Raw genomic sequence first — 12784 nt, 5'->3', positions numbered from 1 at the left:
TCATTCGTTGATATAGTAAGAACAAATGAAAGGGGTCTTTTTATGATTAAGAAAAAACTAATTAAAATTGGATTATCAACTGTAATTTTATTGCAAGTCGCAATGCCGACTTTTGCTGAAGGACATGTTTTAACGCTAACAGAACCAGTTGGCAATATACCTATAATAGTCCCATACATGAGATATACAGCAAGAGCTTCTGCAAATCTAATCATTGATTCAAAAGGTAATGCCACAGTAACAGCATCAATTGATGGTTATAAGGGGATTACAGACAAAGTAAGTATAAATGCAGAATTACAGCAATATAAAAATGGAAGATGGACAAAGGTTACATCCTTCTCTGATTCAGACAACTCACATCGTATAAGAATATATGAAACTACAAGGGTATCAAAGGGCTGTAAATATAGAGTTGTGACAAAAGTAACTGCTATACACAATGGAGATAAAGAAACAAAGACCATTACAAGCAGTGAACAGAAATATTAACTACCCAGTAAGAGAAAGGTGGTGGTTAATATGAGGGTATAAATTTTATTTATGGCTACGTGAATATTTAAAAGATAAAATAAAAGGAGAGATTATATTATGAAAAGAAAAATAAGTTTACTTATGGTAATTGTAATGATGTTTTCATTTGCAAATGGCGTATTTGCAGATAGTATAACGAATCAAGAAGTATTGATGATTACTCTTGAAAATGGTGAGAAGGTAACAGAAAGAGAATTTATTGAAATTTTAGAAGCTTATGAGGGAGAAATTTATAAACTTTCTTCTGAAACAAATATTTTAAATGATTATATAGAAGAACCTGTGGGTAATATTAATACTAGATTCATGTCCATGGCAATGCCTATGGATGATGTTATGAAGATAATGGCTGGAACTTGGTATATTCCAGGAATTGGAAAAATAGTTGTAGCGGCAGGTGCTATCTATGTAGGTGGTGTTGTTCTTACTAAAGTTAGTTCTTCAGTTGCTAGTAAAGTTAAATCATGGTTAATAGCAAGAGCAGAAGCTAAAGAGTATGAATCTGCTAAAGAAGAGGGAACAAAAACTAAAAATCATAGTACTGAAACAGGGTCAAGATTAAATAAGACAGGTAAGAAATATTTTTCTAAAGACTTAAAAGATAAAAATGGAAAACTTAAACAAAGAAGGTATTATGATAAGAACGGGAATGCTGAACTTGATATAGATTATAGTCATGGAGGAGTTGGGCATAAATTTCCACATAGACATTATTGGAAAAATCCTGGGAAAGTGAGGGATTAAAATCATGAATTTCCAAGAATTAATAGATGAAATAAAAATAGGTAGAGAAGTTGAATTTGTATATAATGATAAACATTATTCAATAACAACTTATGAAAAAGAGTGGAAAATCTATTGTGATGATACCAAAGAGGAACTTTTAAATGTTCTAAAGTCAAAAGAAAATAATTTACTTATTAATGAACTTGTTAATTTTTCAATAGACAAGAGGTTGTTGAAGGATATTTTTGATAAAAAAGAATATGAGAAAGATAGCCTATATATTTTATAAAATATACTAGGGAGATCCTGTTGATTTGAATATTATCCACTAAGTATCAAAAACTTATATTTGTGAAATAACTTTTATATTATCAAAAGCCAAGCCTTAAATCCTTTTAGAATTTAGATATATTTAGAGAGTAGTTTCATCTGCTACAATTTTTTAAGGCTAAGGGAAAGATTAGGAACCTTTATATTCTCTTTCGCCTTAGCCTTACTTTTTATAAAAATGAAATTAGGAGACCATGCTCTAAAAGGGGACAGGAAAGGACAAAAAGACTTAGACTTAAAAGGTTCTGGACGTGGTAGAGGTAAATTAAGAATTGTGTATGAAGTTACAAAGGGAACTGTTAGAATATTAGAAATAGTGGACTATCATTAAATGTTTTATATAAAGGAGTATTCTGTATGGATAAGAAACCAGTGGATGAATATGGGCATGTTGTTGATGATAAGGGCAATGTAATTGATGAAGATGGTAGAGTTTGGATGAGAGACGATAGTTGGTTTAGAATTGGTTTGTTTGAATTAATCTGTGGATTGGAAACCAACAAAAATGCTAAGACTCCCTCATTCTGTAAATATGGGGCTGGAAAACCAGGAGATTATTGTTTAGAAAATTTATGTCCTCATATTTCTATAAGTACAGTCCCTCTTACAATTGCATATACAGATAAATATGGATATGTGAAATTTAGCGAAGGCTTTTCCGAAGGAATTTATATTGACAAAGACATGGATGAAAAAACAAAAAAACTATTAAACATTTGGGAGAAAGTCTGCGAAAAAAAGATTGATGAAGTTGATACGGAATATAAAAAGGAATTATCTTCCGAAGTAAATTATACAAAATTTAATGAGAATTATAAATTAGAAAAATGGTATCCTGCTAAGTATGCCAATTTATGCTCCATGTATGATGTTAGAGCTATAGAGGATTGTATAGAAGGATTATTTATAGAATTAGTACCCGATTCAATTGTAGAAGCTGAGAATAAAAAACATAAAACTATATATATACACTGGTCAGGAAGCTATGTATCTTATATGGAAAGTAAAAGTAGAGCAAGAAATTTAATAAATTTAGATGAAAATGATAATAGATGGACATTCTTTAAAGTTAAAGAATCAGCATATGTGGACTTTATCAAAAAGGATAGCTGTAGAGTTGAAGGAGATAATTTAGAACACTTTTGCATAATAGGTACAAATTCAGTTGTAGATATTTTATCACCTTATGAACCAAAAATATTGGATGAAAACAAGAAGCCAATAGCAGGTGCAGAAAAATGGGATGAATAAGTGGAAAGTACAATCCCTATTAGTTGTAAATATATATTAATCAATTAATTTACAAAAGCCTCCTTCGTTTGTTAAAGTATTAAAGATAAAGGAAGGGGGCTTTTTGACTAAATTAAAAGACAATAAAAAGTTTAATTATAAATTATTGTTTTCATAAATTGTAATGTTGAATTTACTTTAAGTATGGAAAGAAGAAGGAGAAATACTATGGAAATTAACTATGAAGTAACAGAAGAGGATTACATAAAGTTCAATATATATCATGCAAAAGATTCAGGATCTCATAAAAGAGCATATAATATAATGAAATATTGGATTTCCATTTTATGTGGAGCAGTAATATTCTTTGTAGGTCCAAGCTTACATAAACAACCTAAGATATATTGGGGTATTATTGCTATAATATTTATTTTAATATGGATAATAAGGTTTCCTAAAACATATAAAAAACTAATAAAAAAATCTGCTAAAGATATGCTGAAAGATGGGGATAATTCATCTATGATATGCAAAAATACTATGATAATAGAAGAAAATGATATAAAAGTTATTAATGAACACTCTACTGAAATAACATCAAAAGAAGGTATAAAAGATATAAAAATCTATGATGATATGATACTCATTTATTTAAGTGGATTTACTGCACATATTGTTCCAACAAGATATTTAACTGAAGAAACCAGAGAGGAACTTTTGGGAAAGTTAGAATTGTAAAAGACATAACAAATTAGATATAAAAATTTTAATGTATTTATTTTATATAAATCTAAAACTAAATATAGAAATCCAAAGAGGCGAAGTCTTCGGTCAACTTATGATCAATAGGCTTCGCTTTTTTTTATTTCAAAAACTAAAAGAAAGGACTGAGAACAATGTCAAAGTTATTTATGCATGGTACAACTTTGGAAGAGATAGAGCAACTAATGGTTATGGTGCCAAATTTTCAACCAAGGAAAAGCGGTACAGTCATCAATAATTATTTTAACTGCCAAGGAGGTGTTAAAGATTGTAATTCCAGTTTGATTAATGTAAGTAATAGATGCAATGACTGTGGATGCATTCATTCTAGTTTCTTATCTAATATGGATAAGGTCAGGTACAAAGGTTTAATAAATGAATGCTTTAGAAAAATACGAAATTATTCATTTAAAGATAGGTTGAAACATCTTTCTGATAGCTTTAAAGGGGAAGTATTCTTACATTCCAATCATAAGGAAAGATTTTACCGTGTGGTTTACGAACAAGACCTTGATATCTATGATATATCTCCAAGATATATTGCTGTCATATTTCTCCTTACTTCTGATGAAACTCTATGGAATCTACTAGAGCATACAGTAAAACCAAATGGATTTGATTTTAATAAGTGCAGCCTTAAACAAATAAGTACAGAAGGTTATGCCATATATCAGATGGCTAAAACCATATGGACAGGAAAAGAAAGCATTGAGATTAATGAAATAGCCGATGTAGATTTAATTGATAATAAGGCCTTTAAGACTATTATTAATGCTTCACTGATTACAAGGTATGGTACAGATATATTTTTAATTACAAAGTAGAATGGAGGGATAAGACTTGAACATAACAATTAAAAAATCTAATGGAGAAAATGAAAAGGCTAGAACCATATGGTTTCCCATGGAAGAAGAAAATCTAGATAAGATATGCAGTGAACTAGGAATAGAAATGACTACAGAACCAAATTGCTATATTGAAAATAGTATGGATAGAAACTTTCTAAACATACTGCATGATAAAAACTGTAACATAGATGAGCTGAACTATATAATGAAAAGGCTGGATGGATTTAGTCAAAAGGAGATAGAAAGGTTTTATGCTGCATCTTTTGCAGAAAGCCCTAAGACAATAGCAGAGTTAATAAATCTAAGTTTTAACATGCATTGCTATAGTCTTGTATCTGACTTTAATAATCTAGAAAAGGTGGGAAAAGACCTATATCTAACAGAGAGGCAAGCAGTATCCACAAAAGAATTAGATGAAGTTGATGGTGAATCATATACAATGGATGTAATAAAAAATAATCCTAATCCTATAATCACACCATATGGAGTTCTATATAAAAACAGCAATGTACCTGAGCAAGTATATAATGGAAAGCAGTTCCCCCCATATTTATGTAAAGAAACAATAGCAGCAGTACAGCTGACTGCAAAGGGAGAGAATGAATATATCTATCTTCCTTGTTCAGATGTTGAAGTTGAAAAGGCACTGATGAGATTAGAAATACCTTATCTCCATGATTGTGAAGTGGAAGTTGATAGCCATAGTTTTCCTGACAGTATACTAAATATTGTTTCTGCAAGTACAACATCGGTAATTAAGGTAGATGCCTTAAATAAACTATCAAAGTATTATAGTGAGATGGGAAATCAAAATATAAGATATTTTGAAAAACTTATGGACCATATTAAACCTCGAACTATTGATGAAGTATTTGCACTTGCAGAATCCATGTATGAATTTGAACTCTTTGATGGCATTAAAGATTTGTGTGGACTATTAAAATGAACCGAATGATAATAAGTTTCACATCTTTTATGCATATCTTGTGATAGTGGAACAAGTCGTTCACCATTGTTCTTTGAGTCAACAATTTTTAATATACCGTTTTCTAAATCCACATTATCAGTTAATAAATTGGTTGCTTCTGAAACTCGCAATCCACAGGAATATAACAATCTAAAAAATATAGGCATTATTAAATGTCTATTCGGATTTTTATGAGAAACATGACAACTATCTGTCGCATTAAAAAAACTAATAAGTTCCTCTGTACTGTATATATGTGGAGTATAACTTTTTTCTGGAGGTAATGTCTTAGTCAGAAAAACATATGCGGGGATACCCTTATCACATTGATATTTGGCAAGATGACTTATAGGTGTTATATTTAATCGTAATGTTTTGGGAGTGAGATGTCTGTCTATTCCTCGTTTGTGCCATGCCATTACAATATCCTTAGATAAAATATTTTCATTCCTAAAATTATCATAACAAAAATCATCGAAGGATTTTAAAACTATTGAAGGGCTATAGTATACGTTGCCCAGTCCATGTTTTAATCGAATAAAAGCTTCAATATCATCTGCAAATTCACTAATAAATGTAAAATCATTAAAATTCGCCATCTTGTTCTACCTCCAATCCACTAACCTCAATAGCGCAATCCCGAAGTCTATTAACATCAATATTTAAATATATTGATGTGGAATTCGTTGAAGTATGACCTAATATATCGGATATGTCACTTAAAGGTATATTTTCTTCCATAAGAGTAGTTGCCAAAGAATGTCTAAGTGAATGCATGCCATTTCTTTTTTTAGCAGTTATGGGAAGCTTTGCTCTTAACATATATTTTTCTATTGTTTTGTATAGATGATTTCCTTCAGAAAGCTCAGTATAAGGTGGTAAATGCCTTAAAAACACATGTGAATTATCCACTTTTGACCTGGCATTTTGAACATAATCAATAATCGCCCAGCCCACATCTCGTAAAAGTGGTAATATAAGAGGTTCACCAGTTTTAGATTGGATAATAACTATTTGATTTTCTTTCCAGTGCAAATTTTCAAATTTTAATTTTTTAACATCACTGCTTCTAAGTCCAAGTCTTGCCACAAGTAATATCATAGCATAATCTCTTTTCTCATTTGGATTGTTTTGATCTATTGCATTGAGTAATTGACTCACTTCATTTTTTGTCCAAAAAGATGGTAGTTTTTGATGATAAGTCCCTCGCACAGTACCAATGTATAGTGATAAATCTTCATTTGTGATATTTTCTAAATACAAATAGCGTAAAAACAATCTTATTGCACCTGTATTGTGCTTAATAGTAGCTTTTTGAATTCTGAAAGCGTTTCAATGTATTTAAACATTATTTCCGCGGACCATGTATCTACACATAAACATTCACCTTTTTCTAAAAATTGCATAAATCTTACAACATTACTTAGATAGCCTTCAATAGTACGGGGAGAATATTCTCCTTCTACCAGATGTTTTCCGTAACTATTTAAAATTTCAATGTATTGAAGATTATTCAATTTTGTTACAGGAATGTAGCATCTTAGGGGAATTTCACCATATTGATTGTAATGGTCTAAAATCAAAATAGCCCTTTTAATAAAATTTTTACTACGTTTTTTCAAATCTGTTTTGCTACATCTAATTTCAAAATATTCCAGTGCAATTTCAGGGTTAAATTCGTAAATATTTTTACTTTCAAAATACCGAATCATACCATTCCAAAAATATCTGAAATTGTCCCTTGTTAATTTGCTGTAACCAGATGCTTCAAGTTCATTTAAGACTTCCTCAGTTAGTTCATCTAATTTCTTTTTCATAAAAACCTCCAAAATATTTAGTAGCTTTAAAAAGCCCTAACTATATTTTAAAGGAAATGGATAGGTTTATAAAAACAATATGTGACGAAGTTTTTGAGAAACGTCTATGTTTATGACATTTCCATATCACTTCGTCCCATATTATTTTTGGGCACATAACCATCATTATGTGACATGTCACATAACTCCAAATATGCACTGACAGAAATCCTAGTATGTGCCGAGTGTGGACATCCCTATAGAAGACAAGTCTGGTCAAAGTATGGACAAAAAAGTGCAGTATGGAGATGTGAAAATAGGTTAAAGAATGGAACAAAAGCCACTTGTAAAAATTCACCTACACTCAAAGAAGAACCATTACATAATGCCATAATGACAGCCATAAACAGTGTAGTAGAAAACAATGGAGAGTTTATAGGGGCATTCAGGGAGAATGTAATCAGGATTATTGGTGGGTACTCCACAAAAGATATCCCTACAGAATATGATGAGAAAATAGAACAACTACAAAAAGAAATGCTAACCTTAATCGAAAAAAACGCAAAGCAAGGAGCTGTAGCAGAAGAGTTTGATGATGAATACAAAAGGATATCCGAAGAGATTAATGAGCTGAAAAAGACAAAATTGAGGCTTGTACAGGAGAAGAAACAGGTAGATAGATATGGCCAACGACTAGCTGAAGTGGACAGAACTTTAAAGACAGTGAGACCACAGGTGAAAGAATTTGATGAGGATTTGGTACGGAGGTTAATCAAGACCATAAGAGTAAATAAAGGAGAGAAACTGGAGATACAGTTTGAATCAGGGATAGTGATGAAGCAGACGGTAGATTACTATGATTAGGGGTATAGGAGCAGTAACATGGAAAGAAGATAAGTTACTGCTCTAATAGGTATCAGTAGTTAAGCAGGGATGAAAAGAAGGTATTTTAGAGTACTAAGAAGAAGCAGTTATAATAGCAAAGTTTACAATTATATAAAATTTAAAAATATCTATTCGAAATTATTAATTTATGATAAAATTAAAATATAGAAATCTTAATTTTCTAAAGATAATAGGATAACACATTTAATATAATTGAGTATCAAAAAATCAAATTATCAAAAAACAATTTGACAGATGTGATATTTTGTGTTAAACTTTAGTTAACCGTTGGAAGGCGTGGGTTGTGCCTGTTACCAAATATTCCATTAGCGGGATTAAGAATGGTATACCATTCTTTTTTTTATTTTAAGGAGATTACTATGAATCATGATCAGCCAATTGATTTAGATCAACAAGCAGAATTGATGAAAAAATATATAGTTTTCAAAAGAAAAACTCGTGTAAAAAAGTTATTGATTTACACGGGTTATTTTAGATTAAGTCGGTATGGAAAATATTTATTATCACAGTCTAATATCATCAAATCAAAACCAAATCAAGATTTATTGTTTGAGGCATATGATTTTGATGTTAAATTAAGGAGATTGTTTTTTGATTACGTAAAGAAAGTAGAAATACAGTTTAAGAGTCATTTAGCAAATGCAGTTTCATTAAAGGCAAATGATTCAGCCTTTTATTTGGACAGGCAATATTATACCCCATCCAAGGGTGATAATGATAAAAATAAGAGAAAATCTAACATAGAGTTTTTTAATAATAAATTTTTTAAGAACTTACAAGCACAGGAAAAGGAATTGCGCCAAAATGTAAATAAATATCCAGAGTTAAAAGAGTATCGAAATGGTGGGAGCCGTTCAAGAAAAAAGATTCCTTGTTGGGCAGCATTCTCTTACTTTGAATTTGGAATAATAACAAATATATATGCTTTTCTCAGAGGTGATTTGAGAAAAACAGTGCTTACATATGGCTATTCGAGGAAGAATTACAGTAAACAAGTAACAAAACAAATGGATACATGGCTAGATGCAACTAGAAATTTAAGAAATGTATGTTCACACCATAATAAACTTATCGGTAAAACATCTTCGATTGTTTTGCCTGAATTTGATGAAGATGATATTCTAGTTACTAATACAGATTTATTTTCAAGAATTTATGCATTGAAAAAAATACTCAATGAAAATGATGCAAAGCAATTAAAGTTAGATCTTGATAAGCTTGTTAGAAAAACTAAGTTTGATGTGTATTTGTTTGAAATTCTTCCATCTGATTGGCAAGAACGTTATGATAGAATAAATAAACTTTAATTGAATATAATACTAGTACCATTGGAAGGCATGGGTAATGCCTGTAACCAAATATTCCAAAATGGGAGGGACAAGACTATAGGTTTTGTCCCTTTATTACTTTACAAACATGAAAGGCTTTAGGAGAATACATTAAAAATAATTATCAACATAAATTGATGTTTAAAGGACAATAATGGTAAAATTCAACTTTGATAAGGATTTAATCAAGATAATAGAAAAGAACAAAATTGAAAAGATTGGAGATACAATTTTAATTAGGCATTATTAGGAACAGATGCTATATTGCTATGAGTAGGAATAATAGGGGCAGCAACGAAGATAAGTAGAGATTTACTGCTATCATAATAACAATAATCTGGCAATAATAAAATACTCAGCTTTTCTGAGTATTTTATTATTGCAAATTGAATAGGTATAAATAGAAAATTTCAAAATGTTTAATGGATAATGTAGTCTTATGTTGAGAAATATTGGAATATGTTATAAAATTATAACTACATTGTTAGTTATCTTAGTATTATTTACTTTAGACTTATAATATATCAAAAATTAATGAATTTTTAGATATCGCAAAAGCTGAGCTCTCGTTGTTAATATATTCATATAATAGATATGATGTAACAATATTTCTTCTTATTATTATAATTATAATCTTTGGGATAAGTAAAAAATAAAATATAAATTTTAATTAGAAATGCTGATAAATAGGAATTTGGTGGGAGGAAGGCTAAAAATATTAGGGGACTTCTATGTTAAATTCCAATTTTCTGTTAGTTATTTTTAATAGAACAAGGGAGGCTAAACAATGATTCAATCAATTGTACACATTGCTCTAGTAGTAGAAGATTATGATGAAGCAATCGAGTTTTATACAAAAAAGCTTCATTTTGAATTAGTAGAAGATACATATCAGCCAGAGCAAGATAAGAGGTGGGTAGTAGTATCTCCACCAGGTTCGAATGGAACAACAATATTACTCGCAAAAGCATCTAATTTAGAACAAGAATCATTTATAGGAAATCAAGCAGGAGGAAGAGTTTTTCTTTTTTTAGGAACTGATGATTTTTGGCGTGATTACAATGAAATGGTGATGAACGGGATAGAATTTGTCAGAAAACCTAAAGAACAGGATTATGGAACAGTAGCAGTATTTAAAGATTTATATGGTAACTTGTGGGACTTAGTTGAGTTTAATGAAAATCATCCAATGTTTAAAAGAGTTAAATAAATTTTAACCTATATTATACATATTAGTAATAAAAGAAGTTTTATAGATTTAGTAAAAACTCCAAGGGAGGTAAAGAATGGATACAAATAAATTTTACCCTCTAAAGGATAAACAGATTAAAAAGATATATTTAATGAATCAACTTGTAGTGCTTATTAAGGTATATCCAAAATTTGGATTGAGTAAGGTACGTTATATTGATGGATCAAAAGAATTTGTGATTGACTCTGAGCTGTTGACAGAGAAACCTGTTATTGAACATACAATTAACATTAACTTATTGGGAGGTAATTGTCTATGATACTTGATTTTATACGAGATAACCTTGATGGTGACACATGGGAAAAATGGTGTGATGACTGTTATCGAGATAGGTATCAATCAGATAATTTTACAAAGATTCCTGCATCTCATTCGGGAGATGTAGGAATTGAAGGGTTTACCATGAGTGGTGTTGTGTACCAATGTTATTGCCCAGAAAAGCACTATACAGACAATGAATTGTATGAACATTTACGAATAAAGGTTACTAATGATATTGGTAAATTGATTTGCAAGGACAATGCAAAAAGAATATCCAATCTTGGTATCCATAATGTTAAAGAATGGCATTTTGTAGTTCCAGAATATAAAGATAAGAGAATTATTGAACATCTTGAAAAAAAACGCCTGGAAGTTCTTGAAGCAAAAGCAGAGGATTCAACTACTTTCTCTTACATAGATGATGATATACGCCTCGTGATTAAGACAGCAGAAGATTTTAAAGTTGAATTGGTGAGACTTATACGCAATCCATTGGTAGATATAAAACTAAATGCTGCTGTAAAATCTATAGAAGATGTGGATTGGGCATCATGCGATACAGATAAAATTGATAATATAAAACGTAAGTTGAAAGCGATAATGGGGCCAGATGAAGATGATGATTTTGAGGACATGCTTAAATATTGGGCAGAAGCTTATCTAAAGGGAATTGAGATTATGAATGAACTCCAGATTTCCTGTGGCTCTATTTATGAAGAACTTTTTGAGTTAGAGCAACAATATAAAAGTGATGTATCAGCAAAGTCAAAAATGAATAGGGACAAGTCATTAAACAACACCCTCTTCAATGAAATTATAGATAATTTTGAAGAAACTCTAAAAAATGAATTTACTTGTTTTTCAATTGCAACTATAAAGGAATTAAAACGTGATCTTGTAAGTGGATGGCTTGCAGATTGTTCTTTACAGTTTAAGGCAGGTGTATGATATGACTTCATGATTATCCAACAGCAGATGAGCAGCAAAAGCATTAGCAACATATTCTGTAGAATTTACTGTTTTAAAAAGAGTAAATTCCTTAAGACTATCTTTAGCAAATTTCTGTGATATATGTCATGGCCTATTTCATGAGCCAAAACCATGTGTCGCCAATAATCGTCTAAACTATTGTTAAGCAGGACTATTCTTTGTTTCCAAAGATAGGTGTACATCCCTAATAACTCTTTATAATCCCCATAATATATTTTAATGCCAAGTTCATTTGCTATGGCAAGGGGATCCCTAGTTCCTACCTTTTTTACAATACTATCTGCTTTATTAAATATTTGAAAAGAGTCAATCAAAATAGCACCTCCTAAAAAGAAGTCTACTCCTTATTTGTCCACTAAATGATTATCCATAGATTAAATATTAATCGGTGTCTTTTCTATATTTTTTAGGAGTGTACTTTTTATTTTCTTCTTTTGCATCCCAATAGGCTCTTTGCAAGGCTTGCATAACTGCATCTTTATCAGATTCTGATAATTCACCACCTGCAAATAATCCACCAATTTGAGCAACAAGTTCTTCTGCTTGTTTTGCACCACGATATCCATACTTCTGGCTTGCCATGGTAATAAATTCATCGCCTTCATTTCGTAGATAATCTACATCTACATCTAATATATCGGCAAGAGTTTTGTAAATTTCTCTTTTCTTTGGATAAGTAGTTCCACTTTCATAATAATTAACTGTACGTAAAGAAATTCCTGCTTTTTCAGCTAATTCAGCTTGGGTTAATCCGCTTCTTTGGCGAAGGTCATGGAGTTTTTCACCGAATTTCATAGTCATCCTCCTCGTATAATATGTTTAGAAGCACTTTTTATTAAGTCTTCTAAGCATAT

The 12784-nt window shown here is 30.5% G+C and carries 16 protein-coding genes; 11 read left to right on the top strand and 5 right to left on the bottom strand.

Annotated features, from left to right (window positions below; all coding sequences use genetic code 11):
• Nucleotides 1–42: 42 nt before the first annotated feature.
• The 6 genes from ABWP20_RS15030 to ABWP20_RS15005 all read left to right on the top strand — a co-directional run bounded on the left by ABWP20_RS15030 (nucleotide 43) and on the right by ABWP20_RS15005 (nucleotide 4406).
• Nucleotides 43–492, top strand: coding sequence for a hypothetical protein (locus ABWP20_RS15030; protein ID WP_353096864.1), 450 nt, complete (start codon nucleotides 43–45; stop codon nucleotides 490–492).
• Nucleotides 493–591: 99 nt separating this feature from the next.
• Nucleotides 592–1278 (top strand): hypothetical protein, encoded by a 687-nt coding sequence (locus tag ABWP20_RS15025; protein ID WP_353096863.1) that lies wholly within the window; start codon nucleotides 592–594, stop codon nucleotides 1276–1278.
• A gap of 4 nt (nucleotides 1279–1282) precedes the next feature.
• On the top strand, nucleotides 1283–1549 hold the full coding sequence (locus tag ABWP20_RS15020; protein WP_058258983.1) for a hypothetical protein: 267 nt from the start codon (nucleotides 1283–1285) through the stop codon (nucleotides 1547–1549).
• A gap of 398 nt (nucleotides 1550–1947) precedes the next feature.
• On the top strand, nucleotides 1948–2841 hold the full coding sequence (locus ABWP20_RS15015) for a hypothetical protein (protein WP_353096861.1): 894 nt from the start codon (nucleotides 1948–1950) through the stop codon (nucleotides 2839–2841).
• A 207-nt stretch (nucleotides 2842–3048) separates the two neighbouring features.
• Nucleotides 3049–3558, top strand: a complete 510-nt coding sequence (locus tag ABWP20_RS15010; protein WP_353096859.1) for a YcxB family protein — start codon at nucleotides 3049–3051, stop codon at nucleotides 3556–3558.
• Nucleotides 3559–3716: 158 nt separating this feature from the next.
• Nucleotides 3717–4406, top strand: a complete 690-nt coding sequence (locus ABWP20_RS15005) for a hypothetical protein (RefSeq protein WP_353096857.1) — start codon at nucleotides 3717–3719, stop codon at nucleotides 4404–4406.
• Nucleotides 4407–5237: 831 nt separating this feature from the next.
• Here ABWP20_RS15005 and ABWP20_RS15000 read toward each other — a convergent pair.
• Genes ABWP20_RS15000 through ABWP20_RS14990 form a run of 3 tightly spaced genes read right to left on the bottom strand, consistent with a single transcriptional unit; the run spans nucleotide 5238 to nucleotide 7214 of the window.
• The gene (locus ABWP20_RS15000; protein WP_353096855.1) at nucleotides 5238–5996 is read right to left on the bottom strand and encodes a tyrosine-type recombinase/integrase; all 759 of its coding nucleotides are present in this window, start codon (nucleotides 5994–5996) and stop codon (nucleotides 5238–5240) included.
• A complete protein-coding gene (locus tag ABWP20_RS14995) occupies nucleotides 5983–6675 on the bottom strand; it encodes a site-specific integrase (protein ID WP_353096853.1) in 693 nt (230 codons plus the stop codon). Before ABWP20_RS14995 ends, ABWP20_RS15000 begins: the two co-directional genes overlap by 14 nt.
• 2 nt (nucleotides 6676–6677) lie before the next feature.
• A complete protein-coding gene (locus tag ABWP20_RS14990; RefSeq protein WP_353096852.1) occupies nucleotides 6678–7214 on the bottom strand; it encodes a hypothetical protein in 537 nt (178 codons plus the stop codon).
• 174 nt (nucleotides 7215–7388) lie between these two features.
• Here ABWP20_RS14990 and ABWP20_RS14985 point away from each other — a divergent pair, with 174 nt between their 5' ends.
• From ABWP20_RS14985 to ABWP20_RS14965, 5 genes are all read left to right on the top strand, one after another.
• Nucleotides 7389–8057, top strand: coding sequence for a recombinase zinc ribbon domain-containing protein (locus tag ABWP20_RS14985; RefSeq protein ID WP_353096850.1), 669 nt, complete (start codon nucleotides 7389–7391; stop codon nucleotides 8055–8057).
• A gap of 323 nt (nucleotides 8058–8380) precedes the next feature.
• The gene (locus ABWP20_RS14980) at nucleotides 8381–9406 is read left to right on the top strand and encodes an Abi family protein (protein WP_353096848.1); all 1026 of its coding nucleotides are present in this window, start codon (nucleotides 8381–8383) and stop codon (nucleotides 9404–9406) included.
• Between the two features lie 808 nt (nucleotides 9407–10214).
• Nucleotides 10215–10637 carry a VOC family protein gene (locus tag ABWP20_RS14975; RefSeq protein WP_353096846.1) on the top strand — a complete coding sequence of 141 codons (423 nt, stop codon included), beginning with the start codon at nucleotides 10215–10217 and terminating at the stop codon, nucleotides 10635–10637.
• A 76-nt stretch (nucleotides 10638–10713) separates the two neighbouring features.
• On the top strand, nucleotides 10714–10938 hold the full coding sequence (locus ABWP20_RS14970) for a hypothetical protein (protein WP_353096844.1): 225 nt from the start codon (nucleotides 10714–10716) through the stop codon (nucleotides 10936–10938).
• Nucleotides 10935–11888: a hypothetical protein gene (locus ABWP20_RS14965; RefSeq protein ID WP_353096842.1), complete on the top strand. Its 954-nt coding sequence runs from the start codon at nucleotides 10935–10937 to the stop codon at nucleotides 11886–11888. The genes ABWP20_RS14970 and ABWP20_RS14965 overlap by 4 nt, the downstream gene beginning before the upstream one ends.
• A gap of 65 nt (nucleotides 11889–11953) precedes the next feature.
• On the opposite strand, the gene ABWP20_RS14960 is transcribed toward ABWP20_RS14965, so the two are convergent.
• Nucleotides 11954–12244, bottom strand: a complete 291-nt coding sequence (locus ABWP20_RS14960) for an ImmA/IrrE family metallo-endopeptidase (RefSeq protein WP_353096840.1) — start codon at nucleotides 12242–12244, stop codon at nucleotides 11954–11956.
• A gap of 67 nt (nucleotides 12245–12311) precedes the next feature.
• On the bottom strand, nucleotides 12312–12725 hold the full coding sequence (locus ABWP20_RS14955) for a helix-turn-helix domain-containing protein (protein WP_353096838.1): 414 nt from the start codon (nucleotides 12723–12725) through the stop codon (nucleotides 12312–12314).
• Nucleotides 12726–12784: the final 59 nt, after the last annotated feature.

Source organism: Tissierella praeacuta, assembly GCF_040396155.1.
In the GTDB taxonomy this organism is placed as follows: Bacteria; Bacillota; Clostridia; order Tissierellales; family Tissierellaceae; genus Tissierella; species Tissierella praeacuta_A.
The sequence above is the reverse complement of the archived record's forward strand: the minus strand, read 5'-3'. Positions and strand labels throughout refer to the sequence as shown.